This window comes from Prosthecobacter sp., assembly GCF_044227185.1.
In the GTDB taxonomy this organism is placed as follows: Bacteria; Verrucomicrobiota; Verrucomicrobiia; order Verrucomicrobiales; family Verrucomicrobiaceae; genus Prosthecobacter.
The window spans coordinates 199,212-215,379 of sequence record NZ_JBGAFO010000014.1 but is presented as its reverse complement, the minus strand read 5'-3'; the positions used below and the strand labels follow the sequence as shown (position 1 = coordinate 215,379).

Sequence of the window (16,168 nt, the reverse complement as noted above, 5' to 3'; positions counted from 1 at the left end):
GGAAACTTCACCGCCCACTGGCTCGTGGTCACACGGCCAAACAGCTCGCCATTGATGAAATTGGCGATCCGCCCCAGAAACACCCCCAGCGGTGCGCCGCAGACAATGGAGTCCCCGATGCCCGCCCAGGAGATCTTGTGTTTCCACGCATACCAGCCGCAGAACAGCGTCACTCCGGCGATGCCGCCATGGCTGGCCATGCCGCCCTGCCACAGCATGAAGAACCTCCACGGCGCATGGATGAACCCGTCAAAGTCATACAGCAGCATGTAGCCCAGCCGCCCGCCCAGCAGCAGGCCGAACAATGACACATACGTGATGAAGTCCGCCACCGCTTCCGGCTTGATCTCAGAGAGACCACGCTGCGCCAGAAAATACATCACCCGGTAGGTCAGGTAAAATCCCAGCACGTAGGCGAGACCATACCAGTGAACGGCAATTCCATCCGTAAACTTGATCACAAACGGGCTGAGGTCGTGCAGGTAATAGGCGAGCGGCATTCCCATAGGCATTGAACGGGAGTCGCGGGCGCACAAGCGGCAAAATGCAAAGAGAGAGAAGCGTGGCCGCAGTCAAGGTGTGCCGACGCACCTCAAGCATCGCATCCAGCCTCCGCCTCTTGACCGGCGCAGCCTTGACCCTTCTCTCCTTGACCTCTGAATCTCCTGACCTTCCACCTAGTGCAGGAAATGCCGCACGCCGGTGAAGCACATTGCCAGCTTGTGCTCATTGGCAGCCTTGATCACGTCCTCGTCCTTCACGGAACCCCCGGGCTGGATCGCCGCGGTGGCACCGGCTTCCGCAGCGGCGATCAGGCCGTCAGGGAAGGGGAACATCGCGTCCGAGGCCACGATGCTGCCTTTCAGGCTCAGCCCCGCCTCCTTGGCCTTCCACACCGCGATGCGGCAGGAGTCCACCCGGCTCATCTGCCCGGCGCCGATGGCCAGCGTCCGGTCATGAGAGGCGAAGACGATGGCGTTGGATTTCACATGCTTCACCACGCGCCAGCCAAAGCGCATCGCCTCCAGCTCGTCGCGCGTCGGCGGGCGGATGGTCTTCACCTTGGATTCCAGATCGTCCAGTCCCAGCGCGCGGGAGTCGCTGTCCATCACCATCACGCCACCAGGGGCGGAGCGGATGATCGGCTCGGTGAGCGCCTCGGCCACACCCGGCAGCATCTGGATCAGCCGCAGGTTCTTTTTCTTCTGTAGCAGCGCCCGCGCGTCCGCATCGAAGTCCGGCGCAATGATCACATCCGTAAAAATCTCCGAGATGATGCGCGCCAGGCCGATCGTCATGCTGCGGTTCACCACGATCACCCCGCCAAACGGCGCCTGCTTGTCCGTTTCAAAAGCCTTCTGCCACGCCTCGCGCAGGTCCTCGTCCGCGCAGCCCACGCCGCAGGGGTTCGTGTGCTTCAAAATCGCCACCGTCGGGCGGCGGAACTCCAGCGCGATCTCCGCCGCCGCCTGGATGTCCAGCACGTTCGTGTAGCTCAGGTCCTTGCCGTGCAGCTTCACAAAATAGTCGCCGAAGTTGCCGTAAAGAGACGTCTTCTGGTGCGGATTGTCCCCGTAGCGCAGCTCCGCGTACAGCGGCAGGCTCAGGTTGAAAGTCTTCTGCGTCGTCTGCTCCTTGTTCAGATACGCGGCGATGGCGCTGTCATACGCCCCCGTGCGCTGAAACACCTTGCAGGCCAGCCGCTCGCGCGTGGCCAGCGTCGTGTCGCCGGAGTTTTCCTTCATCTCCGCCAGCACGATGCTGTAGTCCGCGGGATCGGTCACCACTGTCACCCAGCGGTGATTCTTCGCCGCGCTGCGCAGCATGGAAGGACCGCCGATGTCGATGTTCTCGATCGCCTCCTCCAGCGTCACGTCCTTCTTCGCGATCGTCTGCTCAAACGGATACAAATTCACCACCACCAGGTCGATGCACGGGATGTCGTGCTTCTGCGCATTCTTCTTGTCCTCGTCATTGTCCCGGCGCTGCAGCAGTCCGCCGTGGACCTTCGGGTGCAGCGTCTTCACCCGCCCGTCAAACATCTCGGGGAAGCCGGTGTGGTCGGACACATCCGTCACCGTCAGGCCGCCATCCTTCAGATGCTTCGAAGTGCCGCCCGTGGACAGCAGCTCCACTCCCAGCGCCGCCAAGCCTTTGGCGAAGTCGAGAAGACCGGTTTTATCAGAAACAGAAAGCAGAGCGCGGGCGATGGGCATGTGTCTTGGGAAGGATGTTCGGGGGCGCGGACTAAAGGGAGATTTGCCAGGGTGCCAAGCGCATTTCACAGGCCAGTTTTGTGACTTGGGACACCCACACCTCCCTGATGCCGGCAGAAGGGCTAAAGCTGAGGGTCAAAAAGCTCCTCCCCGCTCCTTCAATTCTACAGTTCCAAATCGTTTTGCCCCTGTTTAAAAACCGAATGCCTCAACCCGACCGCTGTATTTTTCTTGCCACGGCCAGCCCCTTCGAATTAAGGAAGAGTTTCACTTCACACTCATGCGCATGCACACGCCGCCGCTCCCACCCCGTGGTCCCTCGGCATCCCGCCTGCCGCCCCCGGTGCCTTATCAAATGGCGGCCGTGTCTGATGATGATTCGGCCCAGCCTCCACCTACCGCCTGTGTGAACTGCGGCGCCTCCGAGTTCAGCACCCGCACCCAGATGTTTGTGTGCGAGCCCTGCCGCATGGACCTCGTGCGCCGCCCCTTTCCGCTCTGGGTCAAACTCTGCACCTTCGTGGTCTTCGTCATGGTCGTGGTCTCCCTGGCGCTCTCCCGCGGGCATTTCCAGGAGGCCCGGCTCTTCGCCCGTGCCAAGAAAATGCAGAACCAGCAGCGCTGGGAGGAGGCCTATCAGACCTGGCACGATCTCGTCCGCCGCCACAGGGACACCGCCAGCCTTCTGAACTACGCTGAAATGGCCGCCAGCAGCGGCCACTATGCGGACGCCGCCCTTGCCCTGAACGCCCTAGAAAACCGCTCCGGCACTAAGAGCGAACTGAACCAGGCCTCGCGGGTGCGGGAGCTGCTCGTGCGCTCCCTCCCCGTCGTCGCACAGCCACCACCGCCCGCCCTCACTCCTCCGGCCAATCCCTTCGGCGATTTCTCGAAGTTCCAGCAGCAGCAAGACCCTTCGTCCCCGCAATTCGACCCATGATCTTCATCCCTGGATTCCTCATCTCGATGCTCACCTTTCCCGGAGTCATCGTCCATGAGGCCGCGCATCAGCTCATGTGCCGTCTCACGGGCACTCCGGTGCTCGCTGTCTGTTATTTTCAGGTCGGAGATACGGCAGGCTACGTCATCCATGATTCCCCCTCCTCCGGCTGGAAGCATTTCCTCATCGCCTTCGCCCCCTTTTTGATCAATTCCATCCTCGCCGTCCTCATCTGCCTGCCCGCCGCCCTCGCCACAGCTTCAGACGCTGCCTTGACCCCGACGGACGTTTTCCTGGCCTGGCTCGGAATCTCCGTGGGCATGCACGCCTTCCCCAGCATCGGCGATGCCTCCGCCCTTTGGGCCGCCATGAAAAACGAAAAGGCCTCGTGGCTGCTCAAGATCACCACCTTGCCCGCCGTGGCTGTCATTTACATCGGCGCCGGGCTGTCCGCATTCTGGGTTGATGCCATCTACGCCGCCCTGCTTTGCTTCGGCCTCCCCCTTGTGGTGCTGGAGATGGTCGTGTAGTTCCGCAGCCATCCCGCGGAGGGCAGGGGACATGTCCCTTCAAGTGCTGCGTCTTCACCCCGTCGCCCGTCAAAAGCGGCCCTCAGCCCCCGTGCCCATCCCCCGGTCAAAGCGCATCCGGCGCACCCGGAGATCAGGCGGGTTTTTGGTGAGACCGAAAATTCCATCCCCTCCGAACCAAAAGAGAAGCCATCGCCAACCCCTGCCTGACCTTCCGATGAACACCCTCTCTTCAAAAACACCCCCTCCCGCAGCCGCAACTGCCCCGGTCAACAAGCGCACCTCATGGTATCTGACCGGCCTCGCCCTCATTGTGGCAGGCGTGGCATGCATTCCCACCATGTTCCTAGCTGCCATCGGCGGCGGGCTCATCCTCATCGGCATTGCCACCATCACCGCCGCATTCATTCAAACTCATCGAAGACCTCACTGATCGCTCACCGCGGCATCCGTTCCCTGCGCCCCCACCGCTCACAGCCCCGCCTTCGGCACAAACGGCCGGTAAAACTTCCGCTCCCCAAACTCCACATACCGGTTCTCGCCGCTCTTCAAATAGACAGGCAGGGGCAGGGGAGCCTTTCCGTCGCTCTGGGCGCGCTGGTAAATAAAATACCGCCCCGTTACATCCAGCGCCCGCTTCAGCATCGCCGCATCCTCAAAGGTCACCGCCTCCTCGCTGCGGCGAAACAGCCCCTCCTCCTCCCCCGCAAAGCGCAGGTTCGCCTCATACCGGTCATCCTCGCCCAGCGGCGTCGTGTAGTACTTCGTGTCTCCCAGCGCCGTCGGGTACTCCGTCCATTCATAGTCCGCCGGCCGCAGGTGAACGCGCCACGACAGCACTACTACCGACACAAACAACACCGCCCATCCCAGCAGCAACCTGCCCGGCGTATCACGGATTTCATTCGCTCCCATGAACGGCCTATAAAGCGGGGAAATCACCCGAGTCAAAATCGTCTCGCCTCGTCCTCGTCCTCCTACTCGAACTCGTCCTCGATCAAGGCGCACCGTGAAAAAACTTCCGCTCCCAAATAACCTCCACCCCCGCCACCTGCGCCAGCTCCCCATTCATCTTCCTCCTCCTCTTCCTCCTACTCCTCCTCCCTTTTCCGGCAACAGGAGCAAGAGCCCCCACCCCACCGCCTAGCTCCCCCCATCCAGCATCCAGCATCCAGCATCCAGGATCCATCGAATTCCCAGTTGCCCTCCCCGCCCCCCTCCGCTTCCATCCCCCCATGAGCATGAGCAAAAAATGGCGCATCGCCGGCATCAACTTCGATCACTTCCACATGGGCGACCTCCTCCGCCAGACCGCCGAGCACCCGAACGCCGAGATCGTCGGCATCTGCGATGAGCAGCCCGCCCGCCTCGTGGACGCCACCCGCCACTTCAGCCTCACCCCCGCCCAGGTCTTCACCGACTACCGCGCCTGCATGGAGCAGACAAAGCCCGACATCGTCATCCTCTGTCCCGCCGCCTCCCACCACGGCGACTGGGTCTCCAAGATCGCCCCCTACGGCACCCACATCATCATGGAAAAACCCTTCGCCGGATCCCTCGCCGAGGCCGACGCCATGATCGCCGCCATGCAGCCGCATGGAAAACTCCTCACCGTGAACTGGCCCCTCGTCTGGGACGCCGGCCAGCAGACCGCCCACCGCCTCATCCAGGAAGGCTTCATCGGCGAAGTCCGCGAATTCCACCACCACGGCGGCAACCGCGGCCCCCTCTACCACGGTGCCGACAAGATCGAAAAAGAACCCAGCGCCGCCGAAAAAGCCGCCAGTTGGTTCTACAGCAAAGAGCAGGGCGGGGGATCCCTCCTCGACTACATGGGCTACGGCACCACCCTCGGCACCTGGCACCTCGGCGGCCAGGCCCCGCTCGAGGTCACCTGCACCTGGAACCAGCCCGCCGGCCTCGAGGTCGATGAGCACGCCGTCGCCGTCATCCGCTACGCCTTCGGCCTCAGCAAATCCGAAACCCGCTGGGGCACCTTCACCGATCCCTGGACCCACCAGCCCCAGCCCAAATGCGGCTTCGTCCTCAAAGGCACCGACGGCACCATTTCCTGCTACGACTACGAGCCCACCCTCCGCGTCCAGACCCGCGCCCGCCCGGAAGGCTACGAAGTCCCCGTGGACCCCGTCCAGTCGCCCAACCGCAACCCCATCGAAAACGTCATCCACCACCTCGAGACCGGCGCCCCCTTGATCGGCCCCCTCCGCCTCGACATCTCCCGCATCGGCCAGCAAATCGTGGACACCGCCTTCCAAAGCGCCCAAGAAAAACGCACCCTCAAGCTGGTAGGGTAGGCAGGTAACCCGCGCCCGGTTTCTCCAGCAGAGGCCTCCTCAAAAGCCTCCGAGCGGCACGATTATTAACTACCAACAATCAATGTAATGTAAAGTATTTAACGTTGACAAATTAGCGAGATGGGCCGATGACTATCCAAGTTTCCATGAGTCAAGCTTGATAAAATGAAATTCGCAGAACTTCCCGCTTCACTGCTTGAGATTTTTGATCGTCCAGAACGCCCTGCGGCTCCAGCACGGTTGACTATGACCCACCAAGCCGTCATTGACGGAACAGTGGAAATTTTTGCAACGTCTGATGGCCTCGCCTGTGGTGGCTCATTTCTGATACCGCTGGGGGTATTTGCAGCTTCAATCGCAGAACAAGACGCGGATATTCTGCTTCCAGATCTGAAGGTGCGTCTGGAGGTTACGCTTCAACCCTGCCGGGCAGGTCTAACGCCACCTAATCATTATCACTTCATCTGCAAGTCTGCAGCTTCCTCCGAATAAGCGCCTGCTCAGCCCGCCGTGGCCGCCTCCAACCCCCGCAAAACAACCGCCAGCTCCGCATGCGGTTCCGCCGAAACAGGACAATCTCCCCCCCTCGGGAAAAAGTCCTACGTAACCTCGCCCCCCCTTGACCACCAGCGTTGACGGCATGCGCGGACCACACGGGATCGAATGCCGACCCACCAGCCCGTGGCGTACCCCAAGGATCACCTTAAAATGCGCCGATGGAAACCGGGGGAAAGATGTTAGGCATTGTAGCTTGTTTTAAACCGTCTCGTCAGGCTGTCTATACCATCAGACCTCAGTCTGACCGTCAACGTGGCACTTCTCCGCGTCCGTCTCGGTCTTAAACGACCAAATTTCAATTCCACCCAGAGCCATCCTCTGTTTGAGAAGGGTGTCAGCAGCAGGCGCATGACAGGAGAAAGTTTTGACAGAAGGCCAACCCGTAGGCCTGCGGAATTTAGAGTCTGGACGGCGAACATCAGCATCAACAAAGGCATGAATGAAGGCTGCAATCACCATGATAGAATTGGATTTGGAAAGAGATTCCAGCAGTCCTTTGGCATCTCCTTTTTCATAACCTTCGGTGTAAAGCAATTGCGCCATCGCCTCAAACATATCTCCGGACATCTGCCAAAGTTTCTCAAAGGTGAAGCCCTTAGCATCCGCGTAATAAGTCGAACACAGAGACTCTCCAGCTTGTTTCTTCTCACTGATGGTCACAAGAAAATGATGCATAAATCATCATGAATCACCCAGGCGAGATTACAAAGGAAAACAGAAAAGATGCCAGCATTGAGCTGGGCTCTGAAGCCATTTGATGTTATCCTGACCAATCTCGAAAAATGACTCCGGACGAAAAGCTTTTTGCCCAGGTGTGGGATTGGGAGTTAACGGAGCAACTCAGGGGGCGCGTGATCGCCAAAGTCGAGGGCCTACACGTCCAACCCAGAAGACGACAGCCATCCGGAAAAGGTCATCATGGAACTGGAGTGCGGGCAGATCCACAGCTTCTTCATCTCCATGGGCGGACACTGGCGGCAGATGGACCAGGAGGACGTCCTGTTTGAACGGGAGAACTATGAGTGCTCCCGAGTGGTTGATGACACGACCGCCTTCAATCTGAAAGGACAAGTGATTGAACGCGTCTGGTGTGAAGAGCGGAGGCCCGTGGCCATCCAGATTCAACTCAGTGGCGGCCTCCTGACCTTGACTGAGGGCGAAGGTGACGATCGTGAGGCCGATACCCTGCGGTTCCTGCCAGCGGGCATTGGGAACTGAACCAGACCAGCCACCATTCCCGCCCCCTGCTCTGCTGGATAGCCCAAAAAAAGTTTCCAAGTTTCCATCTCTAGGCACGGAACACGGAAACTTTTCAGCCCGTGCCAGCGGGGCGCATGAGGAGGCAGCCATGGGGCCTCGTTTTCGGTTTCCATGGTTTCCCTCTATAGGGGGGCAAAATGGAAACGAACCGGCGGAGGCAGGGAAAAGCTGCCGCTCGTGTCGATGAGTTCACCCGCAATACCCCTGCTCCGCCCAATGACGCAGTGTGACCGGATCAAGGTCGTAATGGTTCGGGCACGTGAGCACTCCATCGTCGATGTCCATGTCAGCAAAAAGAGCCGCTGAGCGCAGCGGCTCGACCATGGGCCCCTCCTGGCTGCTCAGCCAGCCAGGTTGAGTTCGGCCAGCAGGCCGTCACGAAAGCGGACCGCGATCTGGTGATCGCCTGTAACTCGTGCACACGTGATCTCGCACGCATTGAGGTCAAGGAGTGTCGCGGGCATGGCCTAATTTATTTCGGAGGATCGATTTTGAAAGGTGATTCATTCCGCATGCAGAGATCCCGCCCCCCCTTCCCTCTGTCGTCCCTCCCTCCCCACAACGACCACGCATCCCACGGCTGATCACGGATAATCAAGCCTGAAGCATCGGATCAATCCGTGCCGGTCGTGAAATCCGTGGTTCAAACAATGGGTCTGAAAATGCCTCCATCCCCTCCAAATCCGAAATTTTTCTGCCCAAAATCTTTTTGCCCCTTTTCCCAGCCCAAGCCCCCTGCACCGCAAGCATCTCCAGCAAAGAACCAATCCGTCCGCGGAATCCCCCGCCCCCAAATCTCCGGCCATTCCTTTGCCCACCATTCCTTTGCCAAAAACAGCGCCCCCACATCCCTCCCCACAACGACCGCGCATCCCACGGCCGGTCCCGGATAACCAAGCCTGAAGCATGGGATCGATCCGTGCCGGTCGTGAAATCCGTGGTTCAAAACATCGGAATGAACGCCGCCCTACGCTGAAGCCCGTTCTCATCCCGCTGCGGCCGCCTCCAGCCCCCGCAAAACATCCGCCAGCTCCGCATTCGGCGCCGCCGAAAACAAAACAATCTCCTCCTCGGGAAAACAATCCCAATCAATGTCCTCCGCCTTGACCACCAGTGTTGACGGCATGCGCGGCCCAAGCGAGCGAATGCCAACAACCAACCGGCGGCGTGCAGTCAGGACGACCTCAAAATCCGCCGACGGAAACCGGGGCGTCTCGCAATAGTCCTGCCCGCAAATCACCAGATACCGCCCATCACCCCCGTCGAAAATCCAAAACGCCCCCTCATCCTCGAACTCCTCACGCTCGATGATCCGGCTCGGTTGGCAGCGAATGACTCTGACCTGCCCGGCCTCCAACTCCTCAGCGATCCTTTGTCGATGCTCCATCATGCCCCGCCGCAACCGCCGCCTCTCCCAATATCCACCCAGGCGCATCCACGCAAACACCCCGGCAACGACTGCCCCAGCCATGGGATAGCGTCCGACCACTCCCACCAGGACCACTGCGGCACAAACAGCCAAAGTCACAAAAGCGGCCCGCCGTTCATCTCTCATCCAGTCAACACTGCCCACCTTAGGCACGACCGACCGCCTCCTCAATAATCGTCGTTCAGCTTCACTCAGGGATCGTGTGGTCTCTCGAATCATGACAGGAATGGCCCTCGGTTATAAAAAAGGTCTGGAAAAATGTTTCTACCCCTAATTTTTCTACCTTCGTTCCGGACGAAGCCTCACCCACAATAAAAAGATGCCGGACATGAATGGCAACCCGGTTAAGGCCATAAATCGCGGATTTGCAGTCGCTCAAAACATGGAAACATTTCGGGCGTGGCCGCAGAGCGCAGGGAGACAAGACATGCTTTTCGCGTCAGGGGCTCCTGTAGAGAAAGCTGCGACCCAGCTCCCCTGCCCCGCTGTTCCTCCCGCCTCCCCTCCCGTCTCCTGCCAGTGCCGCCGCAAGACTCTCCGCTACCAGGGTCACTGGCCTGTCCTGCCCCGTGCCTGTGGCTTGCTCATCATCCAGCCAATGAGCCGTGCCGGGGTTGACCCTCTCCGAGCTCTCATAAACCACCGCACCCCCCTCGCCTCACCTCCCGGCACCTGGCCCCGCCCGCACCCATTTCCCCCACGGGAGCCCCTACTCTCGCCGGGGCGCGGCCCTACGTCCTGCCGACGTCTGGGATTCGAAGATTCGGGTGTACCTCCCACCCCTTCAGCCAACCATGAACTCCTCATCGGGCATGAAATCGCTGCACCAGCTTCTGCTGCTGGGCGGCATGGCGGTGGCGGTCACGGGTTCGCTTTGTTCGTGCCGCACCGTCAAAAATGTCTTCGCGGCCACCCAGGTGCAGCCATCCGGCTTTTTGACGCACAAAACGGAACTCAGGCAGGATCGAAAGCGCTCGCCCTTCATCGGCAACTGGTGGAGCAAGAACCCCAAACTTCTCGCGGCGGCGGACCGCTGCCGCAAGATCTACATCGCACCCGTCGTGTATGACGACATTCGCGCGGACCAGACGGTGGTCTCAAGGGTGGAACACACCGCCGGCTGGAGAAAGCGCCACCTGCCCGAGCTGGCGCAGTACACGCACGCCGCCTTTGAGCACGCCTTCCGCAAGTCCAGGCAGCCCCGCTATGCCGTCGTGGCGGCGCCGGCGGCAGATGCCCTCACGCTGGAGCTCTCCCTGCTGGAATGGGGGCCCAATACCTACACAGGCCTCATCGTGCGCGAGGTGGTGGGGCTGCTGACCTTTGAAATGGGCACCGGAGCCCTCCTGCGCAACACCCGCGGCTACATCGCCATCGAGGGCAGGCTGGTCGAGCCGCGCTCACGCCAGCCGGTGTTTGAATTTGCGGACAAAGAGTATGGCAAGATCGTGCTTCTCATTTCACTCCAGGACTTCCGCCGCTCCGGCCAGGCCCACGCCGCCATCCAGCAATGGGCCAGCCAGCTCGAACGCCTCCTCCGCGCCAAACCAGGAGAGAAAGTGAAGGACAGCCTGCCGTTCACCATCGTGAACTTTTAGCCTGGAAAAAAGAAAAAGATGCCGGGCATGAATGGCACTCGGCTAAGGCCGTGCGTCGTTAGGCTTGCACCCCCCCGTCGCATAGCGTCTTCGACAGCAGAATCTCTCTTTGCCATGCCTGCGTCCATTCTCGCGTCAGCCCTGAAATGGCTGCGGATTATAGCCCAGGGTCAGGCGAGCCTGAGCGAGGCGACCCTGGGTTATCGCAAGCAATTCGGGAAGCAAAGCCAGCGCTTCGCCGCAGTCTGCCGGTTGCCAGCAGCGTTGGCAAAACCCTCCGCCGCACGCTTGCGTGCAGCGGCACCGACAGCCCCCATCAACCGTCTTAATCGAGTGCCATTCATGTCTGGCATTCGTTCACCCGGCCCTCATTCACGGCAGCAAGAGCAGGCTTCCATAGTCAGCTTTCTTTTGGCGGGGCTGGCCGCGGTAGAGGTAGGTCACCGTCAGGGTGCCTCGGTCTTCGGAGAGCTCTGCGGCGACACTGCCGTCCACCCAAGGGCTGGCGATGGGCACCCCTGTTCCGCTGGTGCCGCCCAGGGCGGCCGCCAGGCTTTGGCCGGCTGGGCTGCTGCTCAGCACGTCACGACAAAGCCGGTCTGAGACCTCCAAGACCACAAACCCATTCTCGGCGGCCCGGCGGGCCAGCAGTGGCTTCAGATCGCACGTGAGAGCGTTGGTCCGGGCGTAGCGAGCGCTGAGGATCTGAATGTCCTTGGGATCAAAAGCAGCCGTGGAGATGCCAAAATCACCGTTATTGTTGTTGGGTATGGCAACGACACCAGCCGCAGGCTGCTTCGGTGCCGGCCCGCCTCCCGCTGGGAGAACACACCCGCACAAGGCAAGGAGGATCAGGACTCTTCGCATCATGGCTGGCCATTTCATCACACCCCGGCGCTGCCGTCAAGCCGCCCGCCCCGTTTCGATAGAAGCCGGAAAAGTTTCCAAGTTTCCGTGTCTAGGGATGGAAACCTGGAAACTTTTTGGGACGCGGCAGGAGAGCGCATGAGGAGGAAACAGCGGAGCCTCCTCTGGCGGCGCGCGGGCCTCCGAGCCCGCAGCAGGTGCCACTCGCCTGACGCGGGATTCACCGGGCTCCCAGCACCGCAAGCAGGACGATGCCTGCTGAGTGAATGGATAGCGGCTGGATGCGCCGATGAGAGATTGGAGGGCGCGCCACCTCGTGGGCAACCGAGGGCGCTGGGGGGCGGAGACTGAAGAACGGTGGGTGTTTGCGGAGTGCTGCGGGCTCGGAGGCCCGCGCGCCATGGGGCGCCGTCTCCCATGGACAGCCGGGATGGCTATAGCGTTTCCAAAACGGATTTCCGGTCAGCGGCGCTTCGGGACGTTCGGCGGAGGCTGGAGGACCAGCCTCCCCACCTCGCTGCAGGCATGCGAGTGCCCAGCGCAGGCAGGGCTGGCTGTCCTCAGCCAGCCGCCGTCGAAGCCCATGATCCGCGTCAAGAAACAGCCCGCTCAACGGAAATGAGTTTTGCGAACCGCTATAGAAGCCGGAAAAGTTTCCAAGTTTCCGTGTCTAGGGATGGAAACCTGGAAACTTTCGAGTTCCGAGTCCCGAAGCGCGCCATCCCCCCCTCAATGAATCGAAACCGCCACCCCGGCCCGCACCCGCGTGGCCAGGCGCACAATGTCCCAGTTCGCCAGCCGGATGCACCCATGGCTCGCACTGCGGCCGATGGCATCCGGATCGCTCGTGCCGTGCAGGCCGATCCCCGGCTTGTCCAGCGCCACCCACACCACCCCCACCGGATTGTTCGGCCCGGGCGGCAGCAGGTGGGTCTTGGAGCTGCGCTCCCCGGTCTTCAGGAAAGACAGGTCGTAGCGGAAGTTCGGCAGCAGCGCCACCCCCTTCACCTTCCACTCCCCCAGCGGTGACTCCGTCTGCGCGGAGCCGATCGTCACCGGATACGCCGCCACCAGTTTACCCTTCTCAAACAGCCGCAGCATATTGTCCTTCGTGTCCACCTTGAGGGCGATCTCCTCCGGTGAAAGCATGCCTGGCACGGCGGCTGTGGGCGCCGCCTCCGCCGTCTTGGCTCCCTTCTCTTCTCCCTCCGGCTTCGGCTGTGGCGGCGGCGGGACCTCCCCGCCCTTCGCCTTCCCGTCCTTTTTCCCAGCCTCGCCCTGCGCCTTCTTCCCGCCCTTCTCCTTCCCCTTGGCGTGCGCCGCTTTGGCCTCGGCTTTTTGCGCCTTCTCCGCCAGCACATCCAGCAGCGGCAGCGCCTTCACGCCCGCCAGATCAAAAGGCTCCACATTCGGCACCTTCAGCACGTCTCCAGCCTTCAGGGCCTCCACCTTGCCAGGGTTCAACTCCTTGAGGTAGTCCACGTCCACGTGGTACCGCTCCGCCACCGCCTCCGCCACGGTCTCATACGGCAGCCACTTCAGCTTCGCCTGCTCCGGCACCGCCTTTGGCACCTTGCCCGTGGCCTTCACATCCGCCTCCGTCACCGTGTAGTCCACAAAGACCTCCTTCACGCTGCTCAGGTCCATGTCAGAGAGGTCCGGCAGCGCCACCGTCTTCTCCGGCTTACCCTCCTCTTTGGGGGAAGCCGGCGCGGCAGTAGCAGCGGCAGGCAGAGCTGGCAGCCCGTGTGCCTCCCGATACAAGCCCAGCGCCTTCTCCGAAAATCCGCCGAAACGCCCGTCGATCTTCCCCGGCCCAAAATTCGCCCGGTCCAGAAACACCTGCAGCCGCGTCGCCGCCTCCCGGTCGCCGGCATGAAGAGTCGCAGGCGGTGCGTCCGCTGCGGTGACAGTGCGAGGCAGCGGCCAGGCCAGGCCTGCAAGTGCGAGGAGCAGCATTCGTGTAAGGGTGGGCTTCATGCCCTCCATTCGCCGCAGCCCGCACGCACGGCCGTGCGCCATTCCCCGCAGGCAATGTCAGGCGGGGTTCGGGGACTCGTTCGACTGCGGATGGAAAGTCTGGCGCGAGGAAACGCCCGCCTCCGCCTCCTCAGACTCGGCCCGGATGCTAGTAGGACTCCGGCTGTCTGCGGAGGTAGTTGGCCAGGAGCCTTCCCTGCTCCAAAATCCCCACACTGTAGTTGAGGGGATTAGAGGTGAGCCACATGAAGCCTGCTTCCGTCTCCGCGTGGATCTTTTCCGCCGCTTCCTGGGCATAGGAGTCGCCTTTGACGCCTCTGACCAGCTCCACGGAAGCATCCGCGAGAACCCGCAGGTCTTCCTTGCCGAGCTTTTCATGCGTGCTCTGATCGACCTTCGCGTCGATTATTCGAAGCGCGGCGAGGGCCGATTTCGTGTTCATCCGGGCACTTCGTTCTGTTACCTTCAAAGTCAACACGTTTCGCAGAGAAGCCAGCTCCTAGCCGCAGGGGCGTACTTCGTGGGGAAGCAGTTGCCATTAAAGCGGGTTAGGATGGCCACTGATGAAGCGGTACAGCCCATCACAGGTCTTTAGGCTATAAGATTTTCACCCGAAGGGCACACAGGCCGACATTTTCACAGGGCAGGCCGCCACCTCCCCGCCCTGGCGGAGTACACTCGCGCCCGGTTTCAGGACTCCTTCAGGGCCTCCAAATCTCCCCGCCACGCCGTCGTGGACGCCTCGGCACCGGACGCCCTCACCGTCGAGCTCTGCCTGCTCAAGTGGGGCCCCAACACCTACACCGGCCTCATCACCGCCAGGCCGTGGACTTCTTCACCCTGAACTTCGGCGGCGAGGTCGCCCTGCGAAACACCCGCGGCCACACCGCCCTCAAGGGCCGCGTCGTCGAGCCCCGCTCCCACCAGCCCATCTTTGAGTTTGCCGACAAAGAGTACGCCAAAGTCGTCCTCATCAATTTCTAACGCCGCCCTCCCGTCACAGCCTTTGAAAAAGAGGAGCCGTTCAACCCATCAACATCCTGGGCACGGAATCACCTCAGTTATTTGATACATAGTGAATTAATTCGCCTTTTTACAATCCTGAGGTGTTGGTCAGCGGCTCCAGAAACCCGCTCGTACCCGCTCAGCTCAAGGCCCGTAAGACACACCCGCCTCCCGGCCCTCACCCTGCGGAAAAATCACCCCCGCCTCCCACCTCCCGCTGTAGATACAGGGACAGCGAAATCCCGCATTTCAGGATCTCGTCCCGGTGGCTGCTAGCCCGGTCCACGCTCTCTAGAAACCCCGCTTGAACGAGCCCCACGATCCACGCGGCTCTTTTCGCCACATCGGGCTCATCCTGCACACTTTGGGTCAGCCTTCGGCACGCCTCCCGCAGCTCCGCCTTCTCCCCCTGCCCCACCTCTCTGTGACCGCTTTTGTACACGATCACATCAATGGTCTGCAGAGCGACGAGGGCTGACTCCTTATGCATGGGACGCGTGCCTTTCAGCCGTGCGGGTTCTTAGTCAAGTCGTCATCTTTGGGATGACGAATCATTCATAAAACCACGGCTGGCACCGCCACAAACAGAGCCCCCTCCCATCGCGCCCACGTCTTAATTGAGGGCGTCCCAGAGCACCGCCCCCCGCCCACGTCCTAGGAGCGCGGACCCTTCGAGCCCGCAGCAGGTTGCAGACATTCCCCCCAATCCCTCTCCCGCCAGTTCGCAAGCATGCGCCTCCAGCCCGTCCTCAGCGGCTGGCCTGCCAGCCCACTGCCCCACAGGAGCGGCCACGCAGCGCACTGCAACGGAAGTCGCACAGCAGGCTTTTACCACACGCACCCTGCCATGGCAGTGCGCCAGTGCGCCCCCTGCCCCCAAACCCTCCCCCGGCCCGCCCCAGCTCACCACTCCCTGTTTGCCTGAACAGCCTCAACATCAGGGCTTTGGCGAATTCGTTCAATCCTTTCGTAAGTTTTCCCACCCCGGCCGCACCCCCTGACTCCCGATTTCATGGTGCTAGGAGATCAAAAAGCCATGAAAACATTCAAAGTGTTTCTCAACATCGGAGGAGCCTCCTTCGTCCCGGCAGACCGCTGGGAGCGGGAAGGAGACTGGTACAAGTTCTACCGGGACGGGTCCGTGATCGCCGAGTTCGCCGCCCTCTGGGTGGTGAAAATCGAAGAACGCGACTTCCAGGAACCCACCTTCCCGGGCAAGTAACAGACCCTCCCCCCCTCCAACACCCACACCAACACAGACACTCTCCCCACCCCTTAAAACCCAAATAGAACGCCGCAGATCAGACCTCCTCCGTGAGCTCGCTCTGCGGCGTTCTTGTTGGTGCTCAGATCCTCCAGATCCCCTTTTTAAATACCCGGAGATGATTTTAATTAACTAATATTAACAATGCGTATATCACTATAAATGTGTGATTTAAGCTATAGCAAAAGCTCTCTCCCGCGATCCAT

General features: G+C 61.0%; 18 protein-coding genes. 9 read left to right on the top strand and 9 right to left on the bottom strand.

Annotated features, from left to right (window positions below; all coding sequences use genetic code 11):
• A partial coding sequence (lgt, locus tag ACILSQ_RS27285; protein ID WP_395746860.1) for a prolipoprotein diacylglyceryl transferase occupies window positions 1-500 on the bottom strand: 500 nt, incomplete at its 3' end.
• A 177-nt stretch (window positions 501-677) separates the two neighbouring features.
• Complete coding sequence (purH, locus tag ACILSQ_RS27280; protein ID WP_395746859.1) at window positions 678-2,216, bottom strand: bifunctional phosphoribosylaminoimidazolecarboxamide formyltransferase/IMP cyclohydrolase; 1,539 nt, start codon at window positions 2,214-2,216, stop codon at window positions 678-680.
• Window positions 2,217-2,502: 286 nt separating this feature from the next.
• Between purH and ACILSQ_RS27275 the strand changes: the two genes are divergently transcribed.
• The 3 genes from ACILSQ_RS27275 to ACILSQ_RS27265 all read left to right on the top strand — a co-directional run bounded on the left by ACILSQ_RS27275 (window position 2,503) and on the right by ACILSQ_RS27265 (window position 4,119).
• On the top strand, window positions 2,503-3,156 hold the full coding sequence (locus ACILSQ_RS27275) for a hypothetical protein (protein WP_395746858.1): 654 nt from the start codon (window positions 2,503-2,505) through the stop codon (window positions 3,154-3,156).
• Window positions 3,153-3,686: a metalloprotease family protein gene (locus ACILSQ_RS27270; RefSeq protein WP_395746857.1), complete on the top strand. Its 534-nt coding sequence runs from the start codon at window positions 3,153-3,155 to the stop codon at window positions 3,684-3,686. The genes ACILSQ_RS27275 and ACILSQ_RS27270 overlap by 4 nt, the downstream gene beginning before the upstream one ends.
• Before the next feature lie 217 nt (window positions 3,687-3,903).
• Window positions 3,904-4,119 carry a hypothetical protein gene (locus tag ACILSQ_RS27265; RefSeq protein WP_395746856.1) on the top strand — a complete coding sequence of 72 codons (216 nt, stop codon included), beginning with the start codon at window positions 3,904-3,906 and terminating at the stop codon, window positions 4,117-4,119.
• A gap of 38 nt (window positions 4,120-4,157) precedes the next feature.
• Here ACILSQ_RS27265 and ACILSQ_RS27260 read toward each other — a convergent pair whose 3' ends face one another.
• Window positions 4,158-4,601, bottom strand: coding sequence for a hypothetical protein (locus tag ACILSQ_RS27260; protein WP_395746855.1), 444 nt, complete (start codon window positions 4,599-4,601; stop codon window positions 4,158-4,160).
• 326 nt (window positions 4,602-4,927) lie between these two features.
• Here ACILSQ_RS27260 and ACILSQ_RS27255 point away from each other — a divergent pair, with 326 nt between their 5' ends.
• Together ACILSQ_RS27255 and ACILSQ_RS27250 are read left to right on the top strand one after the other, a co-directional pair.
• On the top strand, window positions 4,928-6,001 hold the full coding sequence (locus tag ACILSQ_RS27255; RefSeq protein WP_395746861.1) for a Gfo/Idh/MocA family protein: 1,074 nt from the start codon (window positions 4,928-4,930) through the stop codon (window positions 5,999-6,001).
• 165 nt (window positions 6,002-6,166) lie between these two features.
• Complete coding sequence (locus tag ACILSQ_RS27250; RefSeq protein ID WP_395746854.1) at window positions 6,167-6,493, top strand: hypothetical protein; 327 nt, start codon at window positions 6,167-6,169, stop codon at window positions 6,491-6,493.
• A 294-nt stretch (window positions 6,494-6,787) separates the two neighbouring features.
• On the opposite strand, the gene ACILSQ_RS27245 is transcribed toward ACILSQ_RS27250, so the two are convergent.
• A complete protein-coding gene (locus ACILSQ_RS27245) occupies window positions 6,788-7,234 on the bottom strand; it encodes a hypothetical protein (protein ID WP_395746853.1) in 447 nt (148 codons plus the stop codon).
• Between the two features lie 243 nt (window positions 7,235-7,477).
• On the opposite strand from ACILSQ_RS27245, the gene ACILSQ_RS27240 reads away from it, so the two are divergent.
• On the top strand, window positions 7,478-7,777 hold the full coding sequence (locus ACILSQ_RS27240) for a hypothetical protein (protein WP_395746852.1): 300 nt from the start codon (window positions 7,478-7,480) through the stop codon (window positions 7,775-7,777).
• A gap of 1,027 nt (window positions 7,778-8,804) precedes the next feature.
• On the opposite strand, the gene ACILSQ_RS27235 is transcribed toward ACILSQ_RS27240, so the two are convergent.
• Window positions 8,805-9,467, bottom strand: coding sequence for a hypothetical protein (locus ACILSQ_RS27235; RefSeq protein ID WP_395746851.1), 663 nt, complete (start codon window positions 9,465-9,467; stop codon window positions 8,805-8,807).
• A 575-nt stretch (window positions 9,468-10,042) separates the two neighbouring features.
• Between ACILSQ_RS27235 and ACILSQ_RS27230 the strand changes: the two genes are divergently transcribed.
• On the top strand, window positions 10,043-10,846 hold the full coding sequence (locus ACILSQ_RS27230) for a DUF3313 family protein (RefSeq protein WP_395746850.1): 804 nt from the start codon (window positions 10,043-10,045) through the stop codon (window positions 10,844-10,846).
• Between the two features lie 372 nt (window positions 10,847-11,218).
• On the opposite strand, the gene ACILSQ_RS27225 is transcribed toward ACILSQ_RS27230, so the two are convergent.
• From ACILSQ_RS27225 to ACILSQ_RS27215, 3 genes are all read right to left on the bottom strand, one after another.
• Complete coding sequence (locus ACILSQ_RS27225) at window positions 11,219-11,716, bottom strand: hypothetical protein (protein WP_395746849.1); 498 nt, start codon at window positions 11,714-11,716, stop codon at window positions 11,219-11,221.
• Between the two features lie 726 nt (window positions 11,717-12,442).
• Complete coding sequence (locus ACILSQ_RS27220; protein ID WP_395746848.1) at window positions 12,443-13,693, bottom strand: L,D-transpeptidase family protein; 1,251 nt, start codon at window positions 13,691-13,693, stop codon at window positions 12,443-12,445.
• Between the two features lie 148 nt (window positions 13,694-13,841).
• Window positions 13,842-14,135, bottom strand: a complete 294-nt coding sequence (locus ACILSQ_RS27215) for a hypothetical protein (protein ID WP_395746847.1) — start codon at window positions 14,133-14,135, stop codon at window positions 13,842-13,844.
• 383 nt (window positions 14,136-14,518) lie between these two features.
• On the opposite strand from ACILSQ_RS27215, the gene ACILSQ_RS27210 reads away from it, so the two are divergent.
• Window positions 14,519-14,677: a hypothetical protein gene (locus ACILSQ_RS27210; protein WP_395746846.1), complete on the top strand. Its 159-nt coding sequence runs from the start codon at window positions 14,519-14,521 to the stop codon at window positions 14,675-14,677.
• Between the two features lie 199 nt (window positions 14,678-14,876).
• Here ACILSQ_RS27210 and ACILSQ_RS27205 read toward each other — a convergent pair whose 3' ends face one another.
• Window positions 14,877-15,188: a hypothetical protein gene (locus ACILSQ_RS27205; protein WP_395746845.1), complete on the bottom strand. Its 312-nt coding sequence runs from the start codon at window positions 15,186-15,188 to the stop codon at window positions 14,877-14,879.
• 546 nt (window positions 15,189-15,734) lie between these two features.
• Between ACILSQ_RS27205 and ACILSQ_RS27200 the strand changes: the two genes are divergently transcribed.
• Complete coding sequence (locus ACILSQ_RS27200; RefSeq protein WP_395746844.1) at window positions 15,735-15,920, top strand: hypothetical protein; 186 nt, start codon at window positions 15,735-15,737, stop codon at window positions 15,918-15,920.
• Window positions 15,921-16,168: the final 248 nt, after the last annotated feature.